The organism is Roseovarius pelagicus, assembly GCF_025639885.1.
In the GTDB taxonomy this organism is placed as follows: Bacteria; Pseudomonadota; Alphaproteobacteria; order Rhodobacterales; family Rhodobacteraceae; genus Roseovarius; species Roseovarius pelagicus.
This window is the reverse complement of record NZ_CP106738.1, coordinates 3,088,828-3,110,668: the sequence shown is the minus strand read 5'-3', so window position 1 is coordinate 3,110,668 and position 21,841 is coordinate 3,088,828. Positions and strand designations below refer to the sequence as shown.

General features: G+C 59.2%; 22 protein-coding genes. 12 read left to right on the top strand and 10 right to left on the bottom strand.

All coding sequences use genetic code 11. The annotated features are described in order from the left end of the window. Positions 1 to 101: 101 nt before the first annotated feature. Positions 102 to 1,214 (bottom strand): S-(hydroxymethyl)glutathione dehydrogenase/class III alcohol dehydrogenase, encoded by a 1,113-nt coding sequence (locus N7U68_RS16415; protein ID WP_165193823.1) that lies wholly within the window; start codon positions 1,212 to 1,214, stop codon positions 102 to 104. Positions 1,215 to 1,347: 133 nt separating this feature from the next. Between N7U68_RS16415 and N7U68_RS16410 the strand changes: the two genes are divergently transcribed. The 3 genes from N7U68_RS16410 (at position 1,348) to N7U68_RS16400 (ending at position 2,731) form a co-directional block, all read left to right on the top strand. After that, positions 1,348 to 1,629 carry an I78 family peptidase inhibitor gene (locus N7U68_RS16410; RefSeq protein WP_263047501.1) on the top strand — a complete coding sequence of 94 codons (282 nt, stop codon included), beginning with the start codon at positions 1,348 to 1,350 and terminating at the stop codon, positions 1,627 to 1,629. A gap of 103 nt (positions 1,630 to 1,732) precedes the next feature. After that, positions 1,733 to 2,077 (top strand): DUF2794 domain-containing protein, encoded by a 345-nt coding sequence (locus N7U68_RS16405; RefSeq protein WP_165193827.1) that lies wholly within the window; start codon positions 1,733 to 1,735, stop codon positions 2,075 to 2,077. A gap of 24 nt (positions 2,078 to 2,101) precedes the next feature. Further along, on the top strand, positions 2,102 to 2,731 hold the full coding sequence (locus N7U68_RS16400; RefSeq protein ID WP_165193829.1) for a LysE family translocator: 630 nt from the start codon (positions 2,102 to 2,104) through the stop codon (positions 2,729 to 2,731). Positions 2,732 to 2,747: 16 nt separating this feature from the next. Here the strand turns inward: N7U68_RS16400 and N7U68_RS16395 are convergent, their stop codons facing one another. The 4 genes from N7U68_RS16395 to N7U68_RS16380 form a co-directional block, all read right to left on the bottom strand. After that, positions 2,748 to 3,602 carry a class I SAM-dependent methyltransferase gene (locus N7U68_RS16395; protein WP_165193830.1) on the bottom strand — a complete coding sequence of 285 codons (855 nt, stop codon included), beginning with the start codon at positions 3,600 to 3,602 and terminating at the stop codon, positions 2,748 to 2,750. Between the two features lie 125 nt (positions 3,603 to 3,727). Continuing rightward, on the bottom strand, positions 3,728 to 4,561 hold the full coding sequence (locus N7U68_RS16390) for a C40 family peptidase (protein ID WP_165193832.1): 834 nt from the start codon (positions 4,559 to 4,561) through the stop codon (positions 3,728 to 3,730). Continuing rightward, positions 4,558 to 5,964 (bottom strand): leucyl aminopeptidase family protein, encoded by a 1,407-nt coding sequence (locus tag N7U68_RS16385; RefSeq protein WP_263047500.1) that lies wholly within the window; start codon positions 5,962 to 5,964, stop codon positions 4,558 to 4,560. The genes N7U68_RS16390 and N7U68_RS16385 overlap by 4 nt, the downstream gene beginning before the upstream one ends. A gap of 139 nt (positions 5,965 to 6,103) precedes the next feature. Further along, entirely contained in the window at positions 6,104 to 6,484 is a 381-nt protein-coding gene (locus tag N7U68_RS16380) for a hypothetical protein (protein WP_165193834.1), read from the bottom strand. Between the two features lie 171 nt (positions 6,485 to 6,655). On the opposite strand from N7U68_RS16380, the gene N7U68_RS16375 reads away from it, so the two are divergent. Continuing rightward, the gene (locus N7U68_RS16375) at positions 6,656 to 7,306 is read left to right on the top strand and encodes a carbonic anhydrase (protein ID WP_165193835.1); all 651 of its coding nucleotides are present in this window, start codon (positions 6,656 to 6,658) and stop codon (positions 7,304 to 7,306) included. 100 nt (positions 7,307 to 7,406) lie between these two features. Here the strand turns inward: N7U68_RS16375 and N7U68_RS16370 are convergent, their stop codons facing one another. The 4 genes from N7U68_RS16370 to N7U68_RS16355 form a co-directional block, all read right to left on the bottom strand. Beyond that, complete coding sequence (locus N7U68_RS16370) at positions 7,407 to 9,044, bottom strand: DUF4139 domain-containing protein (RefSeq protein ID WP_263047499.1); 1,638 nt, start codon at positions 9,042 to 9,044, stop codon at positions 7,407 to 7,409. A gap of 227 nt (positions 9,045 to 9,271) precedes the next feature. Then, positions 9,272 to 10,294, bottom strand: coding sequence for an aspartate-semialdehyde dehydrogenase (locus tag N7U68_RS16365; RefSeq protein WP_165193839.1), 1,023 nt, complete (start codon positions 10,292 to 10,294; stop codon positions 9,272 to 9,274). A 68-nt stretch (positions 10,295 to 10,362) separates the two neighbouring features. Beyond that, positions 10,363 to 11,544: an MFS transporter gene (locus tag N7U68_RS16360; RefSeq protein WP_263047498.1), complete on the bottom strand. Its 1,182-nt coding sequence runs from the start codon at positions 11,542 to 11,544 to the stop codon at positions 10,363 to 10,365. A gap of 65 nt (positions 11,545 to 11,609) precedes the next feature. Next, the gene (locus N7U68_RS16355) at positions 11,610 to 12,536 is read right to left on the bottom strand and encodes a histone deacetylase family protein (protein WP_263047497.1); all 927 of its coding nucleotides are present in this window, start codon (positions 12,534 to 12,536) and stop codon (positions 11,610 to 11,612) included. A gap of 101 nt (positions 12,537 to 12,637) precedes the next feature. Between N7U68_RS16355 and N7U68_RS16350 the strand changes: the two genes are divergently transcribed. The 8 genes from N7U68_RS16350 to N7U68_RS16315 all read left to right on the top strand — a co-directional run bounded on the left by N7U68_RS16350 (position 12,638) and on the right by N7U68_RS16315 (position 20,403). Beyond that, positions 12,638 to 14,050: a mechanosensitive ion channel family protein gene (locus tag N7U68_RS16350; protein ID WP_263047496.1), complete on the top strand. Its 1,413-nt coding sequence runs from the start codon at positions 12,638 to 12,640 to the stop codon at positions 14,048 to 14,050. 232 nt (positions 14,051 to 14,282) lie between these two features. Next, positions 14,283 to 14,609: a ribosome silencing factor gene (gene rsfS, locus N7U68_RS16345; protein ID WP_241188250.1), complete on the top strand. Its 327-nt coding sequence runs from the start codon at positions 14,283 to 14,285 to the stop codon at positions 14,607 to 14,609. Continuing rightward, entirely contained in the window at positions 14,610 to 15,080 is a 471-nt protein-coding gene (rlmH, locus tag N7U68_RS16340) for a 23S rRNA (pseudouridine(1915)-N(3))-methyltransferase RlmH (protein WP_263047495.1), read from the top strand. 190 nt (positions 15,081 to 15,270) lie between these two features. Continuing rightward, positions 15,271 to 16,788, top strand: a complete 1,518-nt coding sequence (gene gpmI, locus N7U68_RS16335) for a 2,3-bisphosphoglycerate-independent phosphoglycerate mutase (RefSeq protein WP_263047494.1) — start codon at positions 15,271 to 15,273, stop codon at positions 16,786 to 16,788. Continuing rightward, positions 16,785 to 17,939, top strand: coding sequence for a murein hydrolase activator EnvC family protein (locus N7U68_RS16330; protein ID WP_165193851.1), 1,155 nt, complete (start codon positions 16,785 to 16,787; stop codon positions 17,937 to 17,939). The genes gpmI and N7U68_RS16330 overlap by 4 nt, the downstream gene beginning before the upstream one ends. Before the next feature lie 3 nt (positions 17,940 to 17,942). Continuing rightward, positions 17,943 to 19,283: a S41 family peptidase gene (locus N7U68_RS16325; protein WP_165193853.1), complete on the top strand. Its 1,341-nt coding sequence runs from the start codon at positions 17,943 to 17,945 to the stop codon at positions 19,281 to 19,283. A 143-nt stretch (positions 19,284 to 19,426) separates the two neighbouring features. Next, positions 19,427 to 19,909: an RNA pyrophosphohydrolase gene (locus N7U68_RS16320; protein ID WP_263047493.1), complete on the top strand. Its 483-nt coding sequence runs from the start codon at positions 19,427 to 19,429 to the stop codon at positions 19,907 to 19,909. After that, positions 19,906 to 20,403: a hypothetical protein gene (locus tag N7U68_RS16315; RefSeq protein ID WP_263047492.1), complete on the top strand. Its 498-nt coding sequence runs from the start codon at positions 19,906 to 19,908 to the stop codon at positions 20,401 to 20,403. The genes N7U68_RS16320 and N7U68_RS16315 overlap by 4 nt, the downstream gene beginning before the upstream one ends. A gap of 22 nt (positions 20,404 to 20,425) precedes the next feature. Here N7U68_RS16315 and N7U68_RS16310 read toward each other — a convergent pair whose 3' ends face one another. Beyond that, positions 20,426 to 21,781 (bottom strand): lytic murein transglycosylase, encoded by a 1,356-nt coding sequence (locus N7U68_RS16310; RefSeq protein WP_263047491.1) that lies wholly within the window; start codon positions 21,779 to 21,781, stop codon positions 20,426 to 20,428. Positions 21,782 to 21,841 lie beyond the last annotated feature (60 nt).

Here is a 21,841-nt window from a genome sequence, read left to right as displayed (position 1 = left end):
TATTAAGCGACGAGCCCGAGGCAAGGTGCAGGGCCGCACAACAGTTGTGCGGCCCCCTCATTTGTATTCTGTGGGACGGGTCGAAACCCCGCCGTCGTGGTTCAGTAAACGACGACGCTGCGAATGCTCTCGCCTGCGTGCATCATCTCAAAGCCCTTGTTGATCTCTTCCAGCTTCAGGGTGTGGGTGATCATCGGATCAATCTCGATCTTGCCGTCCATGTACCAGTCGACGATCTTGGGCACATCTGTGCGGCCAGACGCCCCGCCAAAGGCCGTACCGCGCCAAACCCGCCCTGTGACCAACTGGAACGGACGAGTCGAGATTTCTTGCCCCGCGCCCGCGACACCGATGATGACGCTTTCGCCCCACCCTTTATGCGCGGATTCCAGCGCCTGACGCATGACAGTCACATTGCCGGTCGCGTCAAATGTGTAGTCGCCGCCGCCCCCGGTCAGTTCGACCAAATGCCCGACAATGTCGCCCTGCACTTTCTTGGGATTCACAAAATGCGTCATGCCGAAATGGCGGGCCATCGTTTCTTTGTCGTCATTCAGGTCGACCCCAACAATCATGTCAGCGCCAGCCAGCCGCAGCCCCTGAATCACGTTCAGGCCAATCCCGCCTAGTCCAAACACAATCGCGGTAGACCCGATTTCGACCTTGGCGGTGTTGATAACTGCACCGATACCCGTGGTAACACCGCAGCCAATGTAGCAAATCTTGTCAAACGGCGCGTCTTTGCGCACCTTGGCCAGCGCGATTTCCGGCAGAACCGTATGGTTCGAAAAGGTCGAACAGCCCATGTAATGCAGGATCGGCGTCCCATCGAGCATTGAAAAACGGCTGGTGCCATCCGGCATCACACCCGCGCCCTGCGTGGTGCGAATTTTCTGGCACAGGTTGGTTTTGGGGTTGAGGCAATAGTCGCACTCCCGGCATTCAGGCGTATATAGCGGAATGACATGATCGCCGACTTCCAGACTGGTTACGCCGGGACCAACCTCGACCACCACACCCGCGCCCTCATGGCCGAGAATGGCGGGAAACGCACCTTCGGGGTCGGCACCGGACAGGGTGAAATCATCGGTATGGCACAGGCCTGTAGCCTTGATCTCGACCAGAACCTCGCCGGCCTTCGGGCCATCCAGATTCACTTCCATGATTTCCATCGGCTTGCCGGCTTGCAGGGCCACGGCGGCTGTGGTGCGCATAGCGCGTCCTCCTTAATCTGATACGGCGCAGACTTTGGGCGAAACCCCGCGCAGTTACAACCGATTTGGCACCCACGAGTTGAATCTCCAGCCCTGCCTGACAATCTGCGTACGAGCAATCAGGAGAGCAACAATGAACCGATTTGTGGGCATGACAGTCGGCGTCGTGATAATCGCGGCCCTCGGGGCATTTGCGTGGAGCCAGATGAAAGAAAAAGACACCGATGATACCTGCGGGGCCAGGATGTATGAAACCGCGATTGGCACACCACATTCTGATCACGACTTCTCCGGACCCGACCGCCCATTGCGGATTATCGCGCCGGATTCGGCCGTGACACTGGATCATCGCCTTGACCGACTGAACATTGACGTCGACGACCAAGGCGTGATCACACGCGTCTGGTGTGGTTAATAGAAACAACAGTCCAGATCAGGATAATGTGAGGCGCTTGCGTTAAAGCAGAACCGCCGCGATTTTGCTTGCGTTGTGGTCGCTTCGCGGCAACTCTGAGAGGATGAGCTACCAGTCCTCCTCGTCCTTCCCTACAAGCGCCAACACTGCGCAGGTGGCATTTCATCGCACGGAGCTGTCAGTGATCCTGTCGCTCTACGGGCGCATGGTCGCAGCTGGTGAATGGCGTGATTACGGCATCTCCTGCTTGCGCGATGCTGCCGTTTTTTCGGTATTCCGCCGCACGGCCGAACATCCGCTTTACCGGATCGAGAAACGTCCACGCCTGCGCGGGCGGCAGGGACAATATGCGGTAATCGGCTCTGACGGACAGATACTGAAACGCGGCGGCGACCTCAAAACCGTGTTGCGGGTTCTAGAGCGCAAGCTCATCCGCGCAGTAGAATAGCCGAATACAGGTCAGGGAAACGCCATGCCGCTGGAAACCTACTTGATTTATCTCATGGCTGTTGGCGTCTTTTTCGCCACGCCCCCCGATACCAGCCAACTGCTGATCATCTCGAACAGCATCCGCCACGGATTGCGCCGCAGCCTTTGGACGGTTCTGGGCGACCTCAGCGCCAATACACTGCAAATGACCGCCGCCGCCTTTGGTTTGGCTGCAATCATCGCCAGTTCTGCGACTGCCTTTGCATGGATCAAGTGGATCGGGGTGGCCTATCTGGCATGGATCGGACTGCAACTGATGTTGAGTCCCGAAAAAGAAGGGGAGGTCAATGCCAGCGCATCTGCATCGCGGTTACGGCTATATCGACAGGGTTTTTTCACCTCGATGGCCAATCCTTTTGCAGTCGTCTTCTTTGGTGCGTTGTTTCCGCAATTCATCGACCCGGCGGCACCGGTATTGCCGCAACTAGTGATTCTTGGCGCCACATACATTATCGTCGATGGCACCATCCTAGTCATTTGGGGCTGGGTCGGATTGCGGGCGGCGTCGGCGCTGCAACGATTTTCCGGTGGGTTGGTCAACCGGGTTTGCGGCACATTGATGATCGCAGCCGCAGTCCTGCTAGCGAGCAAGGACATGTCGCCGCAAAAATAGCCCTCCTGTAACGCCTTCATCCCGGCGCGTGGGCCGTACATATATGAATCGCGGCGGGAACTCTTATCCCCTCTGGCGTCTCGAAGTCGCTGATTTTTGCGCAAACAACGTCCTGAATCGCAGCGATATCCTCTTTCGTCGCGTTATGTTCCTTGATCACGCGCGTGGCAGGGCCGATCCGTGTTGACAATGCTGCGACCTCTGCGGCGGTGCCGTCCGGCGTCAGATAGATTTCCTCTCGGGTGACTGAAACCTCCCGCAGGCCGGCGTCAGTCAACAGCCCCGTGACGTATTCGCCGTCCTGAAAGGCCATCGGCCCCGGCGCGCGCGGGTCGGATGGTGGCACAGACCCCAACCGGTCCATTGCGGCCTTTGCGGGAATACCGAACCAAGGGTTGTCATCGACACCGCACCATGCGGCAAAGATCAATGGACATCCGGGTTTGAGCGCGCTGGCGATGTTACGAAACGCCTGCACCGGATCGGAAAAGAACATTACACCGAACCGCGATAGCGCCATATCAAAGGCACCCAACTCGAACGCATGTGTTTGTGCGTCTGCAAGAATAAAATGCGCGCCGGGCACGCCATCGGCGCGGATTCGCGCCTCGTCCAGTAGCGACGCGGCGATATCCACTGCCACCACTCGCCCACCCGGGGCAATGCCCTGTGCGATCTCGATCGTGCTGGTGCCGGTGCCACAGCCAATATCAAGCACCTGCGCACCGGGTGTCAGCCCCGCGCCTTCCAGTACCAGATCCAGCACCGGAGCCATCAGCGCGTCAAGCGGCTCGCGCTGCTGCACCCATTTGCGGCCCGGCCCGTCGGACCAATATTGCGCCTGACTGGCGTTACCCAATTTTTCATCCATCGTTTGCCACCATTATGCAAAGTAGTTCGAATATGATCGCCATGCATCACGAGCCGAGTTCGCCCGATACGTCAGACGCGGCAACCGATACCCGAAAGGCGGGTCGAAAAGCAGAGCGCTCACGATCAACTGCCCATGCGTCTGATTGCCGTAACCGCGCCAAATTCGCGGGCCCCGATTCTGTCGATAGCGTCTTGCAGCGGCTCGGTCGCCACACGCATATGAAATGCGTTGGCATGCAGCAGCGTTTCAGGATCCGTGAGGATTCCCACATGCCCCTTCCAGAAAATCAGATCGCCGCGCAACAGAGACGCGTCCGGCGCGACTTCCCGGCCCAGTTCCCGTTGTTGGACATCGCTATCGCGCGGACAGCTACGGGCTGCCGCATAAAGCGCAAGCTGGATCAGTCCCGAACAGTCCACGCCGACCCCGGTGTTGCCCCCCCACAGATAAGGCGTGCCCATAAACATCTCGGCTATGGAGGCCGCATCGTCCGTACGCCACCTGAAAGGGACGAGGTGTTGGGCCGCAACGTACCCGCCGCCTGCAATTGCATGAAAGCCGTTCTCGTCCTCTTCAGCAGCAACTTCACTGAAAAAGCTGAGCAGCCCGGTATCGGGTGCCTTGATATCTGGCTCGGCGTAGATATGCGCCATACGCGAACTGATACGGTGCGTCGGACTGGGTGTAGGGCCAATCGCGTGTTCGGGGGCATACCCGACATACCCATCCACGACATCCCGAACGAAGGCATAGCCTTCGTGCACCTCCAGCAGCTCAAGCGGTTGACCCTGCAACAATTGCTTGTCGCGCGCGCCGCCCGGTGTACCGCACAGGTCGATCCATGGCACGATGCAGCGCAGGATTTCGCCCCTGACATAGGAAGGGGCGCGCACATCATCTTTCAGACTCTCATGTGCCACACGACTGTTGGCAGCCAGAAACCGACGGTCTGTCATAGGCCCAGCATGCGCGGCAGTGCTTCCAGCAGTGCGCGCGCCCCCATGCCAACACCACCCTTGGGCCGTGCAGGCGCAGCGGTAGGGTTCCAGCCGTAGATGTCAAAATGCATGTATGTCGTATCTACTGCGAAGCGGCGCAAGAACAGGGCAGCGGTGATCGACCCGGCAAAACCACCTTTTGGTGCGTTGTCCAGATCAGCAATGCCCGGCTCGATCATCGCCTCATAGGGGTCGTGGAAGGGCAACCGCCAGACCGGGTCAGCCACCCGCGCCGCGGCGTCCTCCAGTGCGCTGACCAATGCGCTGTCATCGGCGTAATAAGGCGCAAGGTCCGGCCCGACCGCCACCCGAGCAGCGCCGGTCAACGTGGCCATCGATATCATCAGATCCGGCGCGCCCTCTGCCCCAAGGCTGAGCGCATCAGCCAGTACCAACCGCCCCTCGGCGTCGGTATTGTTAATTTCGACGGTTTTTCCATTTCGCGCGGTCAGGATGTCACCGGGCCGAAACGCGTTGCCCGCGACTGCATTTTCGACCGCCGGGATCAGCACCCGCAGCCGTATCGGCAGTTCCAATGCCATGATCATATGCGCAAGCCCCAGAACCGTCGCAGCACCGCCCATGTCCTTTTTCATCAGCCCCATGCTGGCACCCGGCTTCAGGTTCAGCCCGCCAGTGTCAAAGCATACGCCCTTACCAACCAGCGTCAGGCTGGGACCGCTATCACCCCACGCCATGTCGATCAGACGCGGGCCATCGGCTGCGGCCCGCCCGACGGCATGGATCATCGGAAAGTTCTGTGCCAGCAGCGCTTCGCCGCGTATCACTTCCATCGTAGCACCGTGTTCGGACGCAAGTGCACCACATGCCGCCTCAAGGTCTGTCGGCCCCATGTCGCCTGCGGGCGTGTTGATCAGGTCGCGAGTCAGGGCCTCGCCGGCAGCGATAATCTCGATCCGGGCGGCGTCGATCCCTTCGGGAGCCACTAATCGCGCCTTTGCAGGGCGCTGCTCGGCGTATCGATCGAAACTGTATCCCCCCAACAACCAGCCCAGCGCCTCTTGCGTCGCGTATTCCGGTTCCAGACCATTCAGGGCATATATGCCTTCGGGCAGACCGGCAGCGCACCCCGCAAGGTGAAACCGCCCGCGGCAGCGCGCCGCATCCGAGCCATACCCGGCCAACGCCATTTCAATGCCGCCATTGCCATCGGGAACCAGCAACGTACTACCCAAGGCGCCGCTGAATCCGGCAGCGCGCACCCAGTTGGCAATGCGGTCTGGTTGCGCTTTCGCCCATGTATCGAGCGTATCAACAGCAATCACATGCAATGGAATCGCATTTTCTGCGTCATCCGCGAATGTCAGGGAATTAGGGTTCAAGTTGGCAGAAGAGGTCACGTGGCGCACTTTCAAGCTGGGACAGATAGGGCCCAGCCTAGCCGCCCCACCAGCGCCCGCAAGCGAAAGCCGTTTTCTAACCAAAATGATGCCGCCAATTTGCTCTCTGCGTTCCCTGACCGCCCGGTAGATTGTGCCGTCAGATGGACATATCCTGCAAATCCCAAATCTCGCTCAGACTGCGTTCACCGATCCTTAGCAACCGCGCCAGCGTCGCCGCCAACGCCACACTGTCAGCGCCGTCGATGGTGTGGGTCACGTCGCGCGCGACCCGACTGAGCATCGCCATTCCAATCTGATCGGCAATCGCGCAGAGGCTGCGTGCGGATTTTCGCATCTCCGCCACCGCGCCTTCGCGATAGCATCGTTCAGTATGCGACAGGCGCACCGCCAGTTCCTCGAGCGCACGGCAAACGACTTCTTCCGCACCCGCTTCGCCTAACTGAGCGTATAATTCTTCCAGTCTGTCCGGATCAAGATGGGCAGCCTCGTTCTGTTTCAGCAATGTCACGTGTTCCAATTTCTCACCCCGAATCTTTACAGATGCCCGGACGGACCCCACTCCACCGGACAGCTACACCGTGGCGGATGAACCTTCTCAAAAGGTTTCAGGGCGGCGAATTTCTCTCTCGAATTCTCTGTGAATTCCAGCTATTCAACAATTCCAATACGCCTAAAAGAAGGGTCTGACATGCACCGCGCCCGCCCACTGCCACCATATCTGGTCCAGCGTTATCACGGCTGGAAAGCAACCACATATGCCGAAAACAAGCCTTGGTATCGACTGCTCGCCGACGAAGGGCAACGCCCCCGCGCGATGATCATCTCGTGCTGCGACAGCCGGGTGCATGTGACGTCGATTTTCGGTGCGGATCAGGGTGAATTTTTCATTCACCGCAACATCGCGAACCTTGTGCCCCCATATGAAAACGACGGTGGACAGCACGGCACCTCAGCGGCAATCGAATATGCGGTGAAAAACCTGCACGTCGCGCACCTGATCGTCATGGGGCACTCCAACTGCGGCGGCGTCAGCGGGTGCCACGAGATGTGCCTCGGTCGCGCGCCTGAGCTAGAGGATAAATCCAGCTTTGTCGGTCGCTGGATGGACATCCTGCGCCCCGGTTACGACCGTGTCGCCCATATCGAGGATGACGCCGAGCGTACCCGCGCGCTTGAAAAGGAATCGGTGCTGATTTCTCTCGAAAACCTTGCCGACTTTCCGTTCGTCAGCGAGGCTCTCGAAGAGGGGCGGATAACGCTCCACGGGCTATGGCACGATATTGGTGGCGGCGGCATCGAACAATATGTGCCCGAAGCGCACAAATTCGTCGCGATCTAAACGTTCAGTCTGTCGCAGTTTGCGGGCAATCTGGCATCACCGATTGCCCGCTGGGTACGCCGGATTCCGGACATGACCGCCAGAGCGCATAGGCCGGTAATCAGCGCAACTCCATCCCATCCGGCCATTCCAGATCAGAATCGAGCCGGATTTCATGCGTCTCTCCCGCCGCAAGATCAAAGGTCCATGCCAGGACACCGCGCTTGCCATCCACGTCGGTCTCTGCCGGTTGCGGCTGGGCAGACCATTCGATCTCCAGATCTTCTTGCTCTGAATAAGGTACACGGTCGAGCAAACGCACAGGCCAGGTTTCCTGCGTCAGATTTTCCACCTCGATCTTGACCTTCTCACTCAGATCATTCGACCGGCTGATCACACCCCGATCCCCCTGCTGGCGGTCCAGAATGGTGCGCGTCAGGCGGAGACCATCAATGGGACCGAAGGACAGTGTTTCTTCGGCGCCGGCGGCAATCATACCAATTCCGCGTTGCCCCTGATATGTCCCGTCCAGATAGAAATTCGCCTCGCTCGAGCGCAAGATCAATTCGCCCATGTCATTGGTAAATTTCGCCATCAAAAATGCGGTTGTATCCGCGATCGGTACAGCCTGAGCAAACAACTCTACCTCGGTATCCAGCGTATCGAGAGCAAGGCGTACGTTGTCAGCGCCAGTCGCAATATCAACCGGAGTCGGATAGGTGTAGGTTACGGCCAAACCGTCGAAATCTGCCGCCGCTGTCAGACGTTTCGGGCTGGGTTTGATCGCCGCGCCAACGACCGACTCCTCTGCCATCACTATCGGTGCGGGGGCCGCATCAGATAGGGTATACCGTTCCTCATCCTCTTCCTTGACGATCCAGCGTTGCTCGGGCCAGATATCGCCCGGCTGGGTCTGCTCCGAGGGGCGCACAGTCGACAGGCGAAGCGCGACATCCTGCCAGTTTTCGCCCGTACCCTGTGCCACGAACGCGCCGCGCTCCAACGTCAGGGTACCCTTTGCACGGTCAAGATGCAGATCGTAGACCGGGCGCCATGCTGCATCCTGCACGGTGTAGGTCACGGTCATGGTGCCCTCCATCGGGGCGTCGCCCGCGATGGCAACCGACAGCATAGCACGGGCTTCAGCCTCGGGTACCAGCGCGGCCAATGCCTTCTCGGCGTTTTGCAATTCTTCCTTCAGATCGCTCAGTGATCGCGACGCTGCATCTGCGCGCATCAGCGCGTCATGCGCCTCGCGCTTGGCCGACAGGGTTTCCTTGCCAACCAGATCAACCAGATCGCGCAATGCGACCACGTCCAGTGTCGCCACCTCCTTGCCCTCTCCGATTTGCTTCAAAAACGCCACCCGCGCTTCTGCCGCTTCCGCTTCGAGCCGGATCTCGCGTACCGCCCCCTGCTGCGCACGCAGCGCATCCTGAAGTCGCTCCACCTCGGCTTCGGCCGCCTCGATAGCCGCGTCGGTTTCGGGATCGCGAGGCGGCACGAACCGATTGCGCGCGGTCACGCCACCCATCTCTGCGCCTTCCACCCGAACGCGGACGCTGGACAGCGGTGTGCGCAACGGCAAATCCGTCAGGATCAACGTATGTTGTCCGGCAGGCGCGGCAAAGGGCACGTCGCGGGTGATTGTGGCCCCCTGCGGATAAATCGTAACGGCACTCACCTCACTGGAGAGTGGTATATCCTCGGCCCATAAGGCCACGGGTAAAAGAGCGAAAACTAGGGTCAGGGTGCGCATGGGGTTCCTCCAACAAGATCGTCTTTATCTTTGGCGGCTTGAACGCATTTGCAAGCGCCGAGCATCTGATACGCGGATTCACGCTATATCTCGCAATGCTTTTTGATGCAGCCTCGGCAGGCTTGCGCGACTGAAAACAAGATTAGTCGCGGTCCAAGTGAAATCGGGCGCCGCCTGTTCTGGCCGCGCCCGCTAGCATCCGTCTGTCGCATGTGGCTTAGCTGAATTCAGCCCTTTTTCAGCACACGATTACCGAGCGTCTCAGCGATCTGCACTGCATTCAGCGCCGCGCCCTTGCGCAGGTTATCACTGACACACCACAGGTTCAGGCCGTTCTCGATCGTGCTATCCTGACGAATACGGCTGATGAAAGTGGCAAAATCGCCAACACATTCCTTTGGCGTGACGTAGCCGCCCGGCTCGCGCTTGTCGATCACCATGATACCGGGCGCTTCGCGCAAGATGTCGCGCGCTTCGTCTTCGTCGAGGAATTCCTCGAACTCGATATTGATCGATTCAGCATGGCCGACAAACACCGGAACCCGCACACAGGTCGCCGTTACCTTGATCGACGGATCGACGATCTTCTTGGTCTCGACGACCATCTTCCACTCTTCCTTGGTCGAACCATCTTCCATGAACACATCGATATGCGGAATGACGTTGAATGCGATTTCCTTCTGGAACTTCTTCGCTGGCACGTCCTTGGTCGGGTTATAGACGGCTTTGGTTTGCTCCCAGAGCTCGTCCATGCCCTCTTTGCCCGCGCCAGATACCGATTGATAGGTGCTGACAACCACGCGCTTGATCCGGGCACGGTCATGCAGCGGCTTCAGCGCCACGACCATCTGCGCGGTCGAACAGTTCGGATTGGCGATGATGTTGCGCTTGGCATAGCCTTCGACCGCCTCGGGGTTCACCTCTGGCACGACCAGCGGAATGTCCGGGTCGTAGCGATAGAGCGACGAGTTGTCGATCACGACGCAACCGGCCGCGGCAGCCTTGGGGGCGTATGTCTTGGTCGCGTCGGAACCGATGGCAAAAAGTGCGATATCCCAGCCTGTGAAATCGAACGTATCAAGGTCCTTCGTCTTGAGCGTCTTGTCGCCAAAGCTGACTTCCGTGCCCAGCGACCGGCGCGATGCCAGTGCCGTGATCTCATCGACCGGGAACTGGCGCTCGGCCAGAATGTTCAGCATTTCGCGGCCCACGTTACCTGTGGCACCAACGACGACGACTTTATAGCCCATGATATCTCTCCAAATGGGACTGAAAGGGAACTGGCCTCTTAGACCCAAAGCCCGCCTATGGAAAGGCCTTACAACTCGGGTTTATGGTCGCGGCTGAACAGATAGATCACCAATCCGATAAGGATCGCACAACCGAAAAATGCAAAAAGCGCGCTATAGGCGGCCTGCGCCCCTGCCTGCGTTGCAACGGCCGCGTGCAAGGGCCCCGATCCAAACTGCATCACCCCGACACCGCCGATCCCGAAAAGGTTCATCAGGGTCACGCCGCGCCCGGCCAGATGCGGTGGGAAAAAGCTGCGCCCATGCGCCACCATCAGCGGAAAACTGGCCCCGAACAGCCCGATGGTGGCACAGAGTACGATGGATAGTCCGACCCCCTGCCCAACCAGCAGCGCCAACGCTATTGTCGCTGCACCGCAGATCAGATTGCCACCAAAGCATACCCATTTCTGCGTGCCCAGCATTCGATCCAGAGGGCCGTACAGAAATGTGCCGGCGATCATCGCAACCCCCATCACCAGACTGGCTTGACCGACCTGCCCGGTATCCAGCGCGAAAACATCGCTCATGTAGGGACCGATCCACAGCCCGCGGATCGCCGCCGCAGGCGCATAAGCCACAAACATCAAAGGAAAAATCGGCCAGAGCGCACGCATTTTCAACAAATCCAGGACCGAACCGCGCGCGCCCCCGACCACAGCTTCGGGATCTCTAACAGTCAGCGCGATCCCCCCTGCGACGATTGCTGAAACCGCTGCCAGCCCCCAAAGTGATGTACGCCATCCGAAAGTTTCGGCTGCCAGTGCCATCGGATATGACGCTACCAGATTGCCCAGTGAGCCCACGCCCAGCATCACCGCAGCGAGCGTTGCGAACTGCGTCGCCGGAAACTGCCGCGCAAAAATATAGTAGGAGGCCATCAACACAGGCGAACAACCGATACCGATCAACGCCATTGCCAGCGTTACATGCGCCGGTCCCGTAGCCAACGCAAAGAGCGCGGCACCGCCGGCCCCGCCAATGAAGAGCAAACTTGCCGCTGTCCTGCGTGGCCCGATCCGGTCCAACGCCCAGCCGATGGGCAATTGCATCGCGGCAAAGGCGAGAAACCAAATCCCCGAGGCAAACGCCAGATCTTCAGGCGTGGTGCCGATATCACGCGCCAGAACGCTGCCCAGAACGGCCAGAAAAGCCCGGAAAAACTGGCTGAGCACATAGGCCAGACATAACAGGATAAGACCGAGACGCATGAAAACAGCTCCGCAAAATTAGAAGGCGCGCTGGCACCGTTGAAGCAAAGGATCACCAGAAGGTATCAATCACCACGCGCGATCAGGACATCGACATGCGTCGCGGTGCTAGCGGCAAGCGCCCTCAAATCATAACCACCTTCGAGGCTGGAAACGATGCGCCCCCCGGCATGGACATCCGCCAGATCGCAAATCTTCTCTGTTGCCCAGGCAAAATCATCCTCTATCAGGTTGAGCCCCGCCAACGGGTCGGCCCGATGCGCATCAAACCCCGCCGATATAAACACCATCTCGGGTGCAAATGCAGCCACAGCAGGCAAAATCTGCCGCTCCATTGCCTGCCTAAACGCCGCGCTGCCTGCACCGTCAGCCAGTGCCACGTTTAGCACGTTGCCATCGCAGCCGGTTTCACTTGGATGTCCGGTGCCGGGATAAAGCGGCATTTGGTGCGTTGAACAAAACAGGATACGTGGGTCGTCCTGACACAAATCCTGTGTGCCGTTCCCGTGGTGCACGTCGAAATCCACAATAGCAACGCGGGCTAGCCCGTGATGCTCCAGCGCATGTTTCGCAGCAATCGCAACCGTACCAAACAGGCAAAACCCCATTGGTGTGGACCGTTCCGCGTGGTGCCCCGGAGGACGACAGGCGACAAATGCATTGCGAACCTCACCCGCCATGATCATATCCACCGCTTTCACAGCGCCACCCACACCGCGCAATGCCGCATTCAACGATCCGGGCGACATCGAGGTATCGGCATCCAGCTGCACGCGCCCCTCTGTCGGAGCCGCCGCGCGGAGCGCATCGACATGCGCCTTGGGGTGCGCCAACATCAATAGAGCATCCTCCGCCAGAGGTGCATCGGTCCGCGTCAGTTCTTTATCCCTCAGGACCGCCAGAATGTGCTCCAGCCGTGCAACCTGTTCGGGGTGGCCGTCCGGATTGATGTGCTTAAGGCAATCGGGATGGGTCAGAAGTGCAGTCGTCATGGCGCAGTCCTTGTCGTGGGATCGCGGCATGTGACGCGAAACGCGCCGCTCTGTCCAGTGTAGCCTTGCCCGTAGCCTCAACGCAGGGCATGCTGAAAGGAATGGCAAACGAAACCGACCAAGTCACAGATACTGCGGTCAGCGCAGAACAGGCGGCAGCGCCGGCCCAACAGGCTCAAGATATCGCGCTGAGCCTCTGGGAGCAGACGTATAATTTCGCCATTGGCCTCCTGAGACCATGGAACGCCTATCAGGTTGTCATCATCATCGGACTGATCCTGTGCGCGCATGTTCTGCGCTCACTTCTGGGGCCACGTATTCATGCATGGATGCGCACCCGCGAAGGATGGCCGAAATGGCGGATGCGGTTTCTCGTGATGTTCCACAGAAGGCTGCGCTTGATCTTCTTCGTTCTGCTCAGTTGGCCAACATACTGGATCATGCAAGAGGCGACCTGGCCCAGCCGATCCTATATCATCGGCATCGTCGCCAGCCTCGCATTTGCATGGCTGCTTATCACCATCATTACACGTCTGATCGTCAACGGTTTCCTGCGCGGACTCGTGCGATACGTAGGATGGATTTGGGCGACACTGATCATTCTCGGCCTGACGGGCGAAGCGCAACAACTGCTCGATTCCCTTGCGATCGAAGTTGGCGAAACACGGTATTCCGTGTGGCTTCTCGTTCAAGGCGTGTTCGTTCTCAGCACGCTGTTCTTCGTGGCCCGACTATTGTCCAAGACAACCACCAGCCGAATACGTCAGAACAAGGAAATCTCGCCATCCATGCAGGTGTTGGCGGTCAAGTTTCTGCAAGTCACGTTTTTCGGCGCAGCGTTCTTCATCGGCCTCAGAACCGTCGGCTTCGACCTCACCGGGTTGGCGGTCCTATCGGGTGCGATCGGGGTCGGCCTCGGCTTTGGCTTGCAAAAGGTTGTCTCGAATCTGGTTTCAGGCATCATCATCCTGTTGGACAAGTCCATAAAACCCGGCGACGTCATCAGCTTGGGCGAGACCTTCGGCTGGATCGAGACGCTGGGCGCGCGATACGCTTCTGTCGTCACCCGCGATGGCAAGGAATACCTGATCCCGAACGAGGATCTGATCACCGGGCAGGTGGTCAACTGGTCGCATTCCAACGAATTCGTACGGCTCGATATCTATTTCGGTACGGCTTATGGCGACGACCCGCATCTGGTGCGCAAAATCGCCATTGAGGCCGCCTCGGGGGTCGAGCGCGTGCTGAAGATGAAAGCTCCTGTATGCCATATCGTCGGTTTCGGAGACAGCTCCGTGGATTACATCCTTCGTTTCTGGATCAGGGACCCGACGGCAGGACTGACCAACATTCGCGGTAATGTCTATTTGGCGCTATGGGACGCGTTTCGCGCCCATGACATCTCGATCCCATTCCCGCAGCGAGAAGTGCGCATGCTGGAAGATGTTCCGTCAGATGGCGCGGCTTCGTCTGGCGATCCCGTTCCACCTGCGGTGGTCGACACCAACGACTGATAAAATTGCCTCAGGTTTCGGCACTTTACCGCCCGCCTGCGTCGCAGATTGTTGAAATGCTGCGCTGCCACTGTTACCTTCACCTCATACCCGGCACCGGGGTCTTTGACGGTGCGCTGAAGAGGAGGACACTGTCCTGTCTTTAACGACTGACGCGGCACAGGCCGCTGACCATGGGGCGCAAAATGCGCACCGCGGACCGAGTGCTTCAAGCGATGAACAGCTTGCGCGCATCCTATCCTCACTGACCGAAGACAAGGCCGAAGATATCGTGCAGATTGATCTGCGCGGCAAATCGGCTATTGGCGACTACATGGTGATCTGCTCTGGCCGGTCGTCACGCCAGGTTTCGGCCATCGCCCAAAAACTGATGGACAAGCTCAAGACAGAGCTGAACCGCCCATCACGCATCGAGGGCAAGGAAACAGGCGACTGGGTGCTGATCGACACCGGAGACGTGGTTGTGCATGTTTTCCGCCCCGAGGTACGAGAGTTCTACCAGCTGGAAAAGATGTGGTTGCCCGCCGGACAACAGGCGTTCACCTCCCAACCCAGCTGAATGCGCGTTCATATCTGTGCTGTCGGACGGATGCGCCGAGGGCCCGAACGTGCGCTCCTTGATGACTACATTACCCGCTTCGGGCGAACCGGGCGCGCATTGTCGCTCGGTCCACTCTCAGAACATGAAGTCGAGGACCGCAAAGGTGGCGGCATGCCCGCTGAAGCGGCCCTGTTGGAACGCGCTCTGCCGCAGGGCGCTATTCGCGTAATGCTGGATGAACGCGGTACGTTGCTCAGCTCTCCGCGTTTCGCCCGACATCTTGCCGAATGGCGCGATGACGGAGCCTCTGACCTCGCCTTTGTCATTGGCGGCGCGGATGGAATTGACCCGACTTTGCGCGAAACGGCACAGATGTCCGTATCGTTGGGGCAGATGGTCTGGCCCCATATGTTGGCTCGCGTGATGCTGGCCGAACAACTTTACCGCGCGGCAACAATCCTCGCAGGCACTCCCTATCACCGTAGCTGAATGCGCCCGTCCCAAACCTCTCATCTTTCTATAAATACCTGAATCCCCGGCGCGCAGCGATTTCCCGCCCACCGTTATCGCAAACAACATTCCCCCTCCCGGCCACATTGGATAACAAGGCCACAAGCAAGGCGTTGTCCGCTCATCCTGAGTTGAGACAGACGCATAAGGCTGTAGGCAGGAGAGATTGATGAGCACACCCAAACCGGTGGTTCTATGCATTTTGGATGGCTGGGGCCTCTCTGATGACACCACCGCCAATGCCCCCGTGCTGGCCAAGACTCCGCATTTTGACGCCTTGATGGCCACCTGCCCCAATGCGACGCTGATCACTCATGGCCCCGATGTGGGCCTGCCTCAGGGTCAAATGGGCAACTCTGAGGTTGGCCATATGAATATCGGTGCCGGCCGCGTCGTCGAGATGGACTTGCGCCGGATCGATCGCGCCATTGAGACAGGTACATTCGCCAATCTCCCAGGCATTCAGCGTTTCGCAAACAAACTGCGCCAGACCGGTGGCACGGCGCATCTTCTCGGCGTTTTGTCAGATGGCGGCGTTCACAGCCATTTGGACCATATGATCGCCGCCGCCAAGGCGCTGACACAACATGGCCTGCGGGTGGCCATCCATGCATTTACCGATGGGCGCGATGTCGCACAGGTTTCCGCCAAATCCTATCTCGAGGAGTTGCGCAGCGCCCTGCCTGCCGGTGCGTTTATCGCCACCGTGTCCGGTCGCTATTACGCCATGGACCGCGACAACCGATGGGAGCGGGTCGAACTGGCCTATCAGGCGCTGGCACAGGGGCGCGGCTATACCGCCGAGACGGCAGGCGAGGCGATTGAGCATGCTTACGGCAAGGGGCGCACCGACGAATTTATCAAGCCTCGCGTGCTGGGCAGCTATAGCGGTATGCAGGATGGCGACGGCATCTTGTGCCTCAATTTCCGCGCAGACCGCGCGCGTGAAATCCTTGCCGCGTTCGCTGATCCGACATTTGATCATTTCGATACCGGAAAACGGCCTGCGTTTGCGATCGTCAGCGGCTTTACCGAATATTCCCGTCGCCACGCGGAATACATGGACTGCATTTTTCCCGACGAGCAACCCGTGAACACACTCGGCGCGTGGGTCGCACAGCACGGGCGCACCCAGTTTCATCTGGCCGAAACCGAAAAATATCCGCATGTCACTTTCTTCCTCAACGGCGGCAAGGAAGCGCCGGAACCGGGTGAAGATCGCTATATGGCTGCGTCACCACGCGTCGCCACGTATGATCTGCAACCCGAGATGTCAGCAGCCGAGGTCACGGACCAACTGGTTGGCGCGATAGAAAAACGCTACGATCTGATCGTGGTGAATTACGCGAATCCTGACATGGTCGGACATACCGGCGATTTGACTGCGGCCATCGCCGCCTGCGAAGCTGTCGACAGCGGTTTGGGCCGTGCCTTGACCGCGTTAAAGGCGTCCGGCGGCGCGATGATCGTGACAGCCGATCATGGAAACTGCGAGATGATGATCGATCCCGTATCGGGCAAGCCGCATACCGCCCATACCACCAATCCAGTCCCGGTCATTCTGGTGGGCGGCCCCGAAGGCACCGGGCTGCAAAAAGGCCGTCTGGCCGATCTCGCGCCGACACTGCTGGCATTGATGGACCTCGAACAACCGCCACAGATGACCGGCAAGAGCCTGTTGGCATGAAGCAATACGGCTCGCACCTATGCACTTTGTTTCTCAGCCTGGGGTTAAGTGTCGCGCCGATGATCGCCCACGCGCAAACAAACCCCACCGCAGATGCCGAAGCTGCCGCAGAACTGCTCGAGGCCGCAACCCTCGCGCTTGACGAAGCACACGAGGCGCGCGACCGGGTCAAGGCCCTCACCCAAACCGTTCAGGCCTACGAGGCCGGTTTGCGCGCAATGAGAGAGGGACTGCGCCGCGCGGCGATTCGCCAACAGACGCTGGAGCAAGAGTTGGCCGCGAGCGAAGGTGAGATTGCCCAGCTCCTAGGGGTGCTGCAATCGATGGGCCAGACACCGACGCCAATCACTCTTCTGCACCCCACCGGACCGGTCGGGACTGCGCGATCTGGCATGATCCTCGCCGATGTCACGCCAACCCTTAACGAACAAGCCCGCGCGCTGCGCGCTAAGCTCGACGACCTGGCGGTGCTGCGCGCGTTACAGCAAAGCGCGGCGGGTCGGCTTCAGGACGGCCTGAATGGTGCGCAATCCGCGCGTACAGCACTCAGCCAAGCCATTGCAGATCGCACCGACCTGCCCCGCCGCTTTACCGAGGACCCGGTAAAAACCGCGCTGCTCATCGCATCGACCGAGTCGTTAACAGGGTTCGCCAGCGGCCTCAGTCAGATCACAACTGACGATCAGGCTGTCCCTTTGCCGGGGATCGAGGATCGCAAGGGCACGCTGCCATTGCCTGTTCAGGGTCGCATTTTGCGCGATGCAGGCGAGGCCGACGCCGCAGGGATCACCCGCCCCGGCATATTGGTTGCCGCGCCGCCGCGCGCATTGGTGACGACGCCCGCTGCTGCAACACTGCGCTATCGCGGTCCATTGCTGGATTATGGCACCGTTGCCATTCTGGAACCGCAATCCGGCATTCTGCTGGTATTGGCGGGCATGGACGTGGTTTATGGGGAAATCGGCCAGGTTCTGCCCATGAACAGCCCGGTGGGGTTGATGGGCGGACTGGATCCGGGTGATGACGGGATTGTGCCCGCCCGGCTACAAGACGCCGGTTCCGATTGGACAGAAACCCTCTATATAGAGGTTAGACAAGACAACACACCGGTAGATCCCGCGCTGTGGTTCAGGACAGACAAGGATGATTGAGCAATGAAGAAATTTCTGATGGCCGCCGCCGCCGGAACGCTGGCCGGGGTGGTCGTTACGACACAGGTTGCAGCCCCGCTTTTGGCGCAAGAGGCCACGCGCAATACCAGCGTGTACGAACAACTGGACTTGTTTGGCGATATTTTCGAACGCATCCGCGCGCAATATGTCGAAGAAGTAGACGAAGCGGAACTGATCGAGGCGGCAATCAACGGCATGCTCACTTCGCTTGACCCGCATTCCAGCTACCTTAGCCCAGACGACGCTCAGGCGATGCAAGAGCAGACCCGTGGCGAATTCGGAGGTCTCGGGATCGAGGTCACGCAGGAAGAAGGATTCGTCAAAGTCGTCTCGCCCATCGACGGCACACCCGCAGATAGCGCAGGTGTCGAGGCCGGTGATTTCATCACCCATGTCGACGGCGAAAGCGTCCTCGGCCTGACTTTGGATGAAGCGGTTGACCTGATGCGGGGGCCGGTCGGCAGCGAAATCGTGATTACCGTTGTGCGCGAAGGCGAAGCCGATGCATTCGATCTGTCGATCATCCGCGACACGATCAAACTAACTGCAGTTCGCGCCCGGACTGAACAGCAAACCGTCGTTTTGCGTGTGACCACATTCAACGATCAGACCTATCCCAATCTCGAAGAAGGCCTGAAGAAGCAAATCGAAGAGGCCGGCGGGCAGGATAAGGTTAACGGTATCGTGCTTGACCTGCGCAACAATCCGGGTGGTCTGCTGACACAGGCAATCAAGGTTTCCGACGCGTTTCTCGATAAGGGCGAGATCGTCTCGACCCGTGGGCGCAACCCCGCTGATGGCGACCGATTCAATGCAACGCCCGGCGATCTGGCTATGGGCAAACCGATTGTCGTGCTGATCAACGGAGGCTCTGCCTCTGCGTCCGAGATCGTCGCAGGCGCATTGCAGGATCACCGGCGCGCTATCATTGTCGGCACCAAGAGCTTTGGCAAAGGATCGGTTCAGACGGTGATGCCACTGCGCGGCGATGGTGCGATGCGTCTGACCACATCGCGCTACTATACCCCGTCGGGTCGCTCGATTCAGGCCTTGGGTGTATCGCCCGATATTCTGGTCAAGCAGCCGCGCCGCGATCGTGACGGCGCCGACGAAGGCGAAGAGGAGGCCACAGGCTTTGCCCGGACCGAGGCAGGACTGCGCGGCAGCCTCGACAATGACAGCCTGACAGAGGATGAAATCCGCCAGATCGAAGAGGACCGCGCCCGCGCCGAAGAAGTCGCCAAGCTGCGCGAAGAAGACTATCAGCTGGCCTATGCCATCGACATCCTCAAGGGTTTGAGCACGCTGAACGGGGCGAAGTAGGATTTCAGCCGACCTGAACCTTTGTTGGTGAGGAATTGACACCGCCCCGCTCAATAGCGGGGCGGTTTTTCATTTGGCTGGATCGCACAAGTGCTACCGAGTATTCCAATTGCATCCGGTCCCATAACCGCAAGGAAACACCAATGACCCCAGATCAGATCGCCGTGCTGCCCTATCGTCCCTGCGTCGGTGTCATGCTGGCCAATTCCGCAGGCGAAGTCTTTGTCGGTCAGCGGATCGACAATGATGCACCCGCCTGGCAGATGCCGCAGGGCGGAATTGATCCCGGCGAGAGCCCGCGCGAAGCGGCGCTGCGTGAATTGGGCGAGGAAATCGGCGTCACTCCCGATCTGGTACATGTCGAGGCTGAAACCACCAGCTGGGTGCGGTATGAACTGCCTCATGATCTGGTGCCGCGTATCTGGAAAGGGCGTTATCGCGGGCAGGAGCAAAAATGGTTCCTGCTGCGCTTTGCCGGGAACGACGAGCAGATCAACATCGCCACCGCACATCCTGAATTCTCTGAATGGCGTTGGTTGCCCGCCGCTGATCTGGAGGGCAACATCGTACCATTCAAACGCGACGTGTATCGGCAAGTGCTGGCAGAATTCGGGGACAAGTTATGATGCGCAGTTCGGCAGCAGTATTCGCCCTCATCACCGCACTGATCCCGATTGAAGCGTCAGCCTTGTCCTGCACACCGCATGATCCGGCCGCCACGTTCCAACGGATTCACGCCGCGCCAGAGATCTATATCGGCGTTGTCGGCACGCTCGTCTTTGACGAAGAGCGTCTGCCATCTACTGACTGGGAACATCAGGAAACCACACCGCCCGAAACACTGCTGTCCGCTCGTCTGACCGGCCATTCACTGAGCATTGAGGGATTCGAGACACCCTTCGACCAGCATATCACACTGAAAATTCAATGCGCCGGACCATGGTGCGCCAGTGCCGTATCTGGCGAACAGTATCTTGGGTTTCTGCAGTCAGGGGACGACGGGTACAGCCTGACCATCGGCCCTTGTGGTGGTGATGCCTTTTCGGAACCGACGGGCGCAACACTGGAAACCGTGCGCCAGTGCTTTGCTGGTGGCGCATGCGTTCCCGGCATGGAGTGATGCGCCCGCGGGGCACGGTCCACTAACTGCCGCGCAGTTCTTTCAGCAATTGCCGCGACGGGTAGCCATCAGGCGGCAGGCCACGCGACTTCTGAAACTTGCGGATCGCGCCAATAGTCTTGGGGCCGATCTTGCCGTCAATCGCCTGCACGTTATAGCCCTTGCGCTTTAGCTGCCGCTGGATCTCTTTTTTCTGTTTGATCGTCGTAGATTGGTACTGGCGTGGCCAACTGGCCTGTATCGCAGGTCCGCCCTTTAGTCGGTCAGCCAGATGACCGACACCGATCACATAGGCGTCAGCCTTGTTATACTTCTCAATCACGCCAAAGTTGTGAAAGATCATAAAGGCCGCGCCTTGCGTTCCTGCGGGCAGCAGAATCGACGCCGCGCCATAATTCGGAACCGGCTTACCCCGCATATCGCGGATGCCCTCCGCCGCCCATGCCGACGGTGCCTGTTTCAGCGACCGGCGCGCGCGCGCGGGGTCAAAACCACCGGGCAGTTTGACCTCTACGCCCCACGGTTGGTTCTTCTTCCAGCCAAAACGCGCGAGATAAGCCGCCGTCGATGCCAGTGCATCGGTCGGGTCGTCGGACCAGATGTCACGCTTGCCATCGCCCGTGAAATCCACTGCATAGGCCAGATAGGACGTCGGAATAAACTGCGTGTGCCCCATGGCACCGGCCCATGACCCGGTCATCTTGCGCGGGGCCACGTCGCCCGCCTGAATAATCTTCAGCGCCGCGATCAACTGACCCTCGAAAAACCGCCCGCGTCTGCCGTCATAAGCCAGCGTGGCCAATGATTGGATCAATGGGCGGTCGCCACGTCGCGCACCATAAGCACTCTCCATGCCCCAGATTGCGGTTACGATCTCCTTATCGACGCCGAAATGTGCCTCGATCCGATCCAACGTCTTGCGCTGGCGGCGCAGCTCTCGCTTGCCGTTAGTGATCCGCGTCGGTGACACGGCACTGTCGAGGTATTCCCAAATCTGCTTGGTAAACTCGGACTGATTACGGTCCAGTTTGACCACACTGGCGTCATACTGAATACCGTGGAACGCACGATCAAAGACGCCCGACTGGATGCCAGCCGCACCTGCCCGCCCCCGGAATCCCTTGATCCACTGATCAAACCCGCGGTTCGACGTCGAAACCTGAACGATCGGTGTCTCTTTCAGGTTCGCCGGACGCAGCACTGGCCGCACAGCAGAAGCCAGAACCGTTTCAGACACGGCCTGACGCGCGACGATTTCGCCCAATCCCTCTGGCCTAAGTTGTGGCCTGAGGGATGTTTCAACCTCAGTCGCATATGTTGCGGAGCCTTGAAAAACCGCCAAACCAACGGTCACAGCCCACAGAAATCCTGTACGCATACCCTCGCCCTTTTTATCTGCCTCAATATGAAGTGTACCCGCAGATCGCCCGAATCGGAA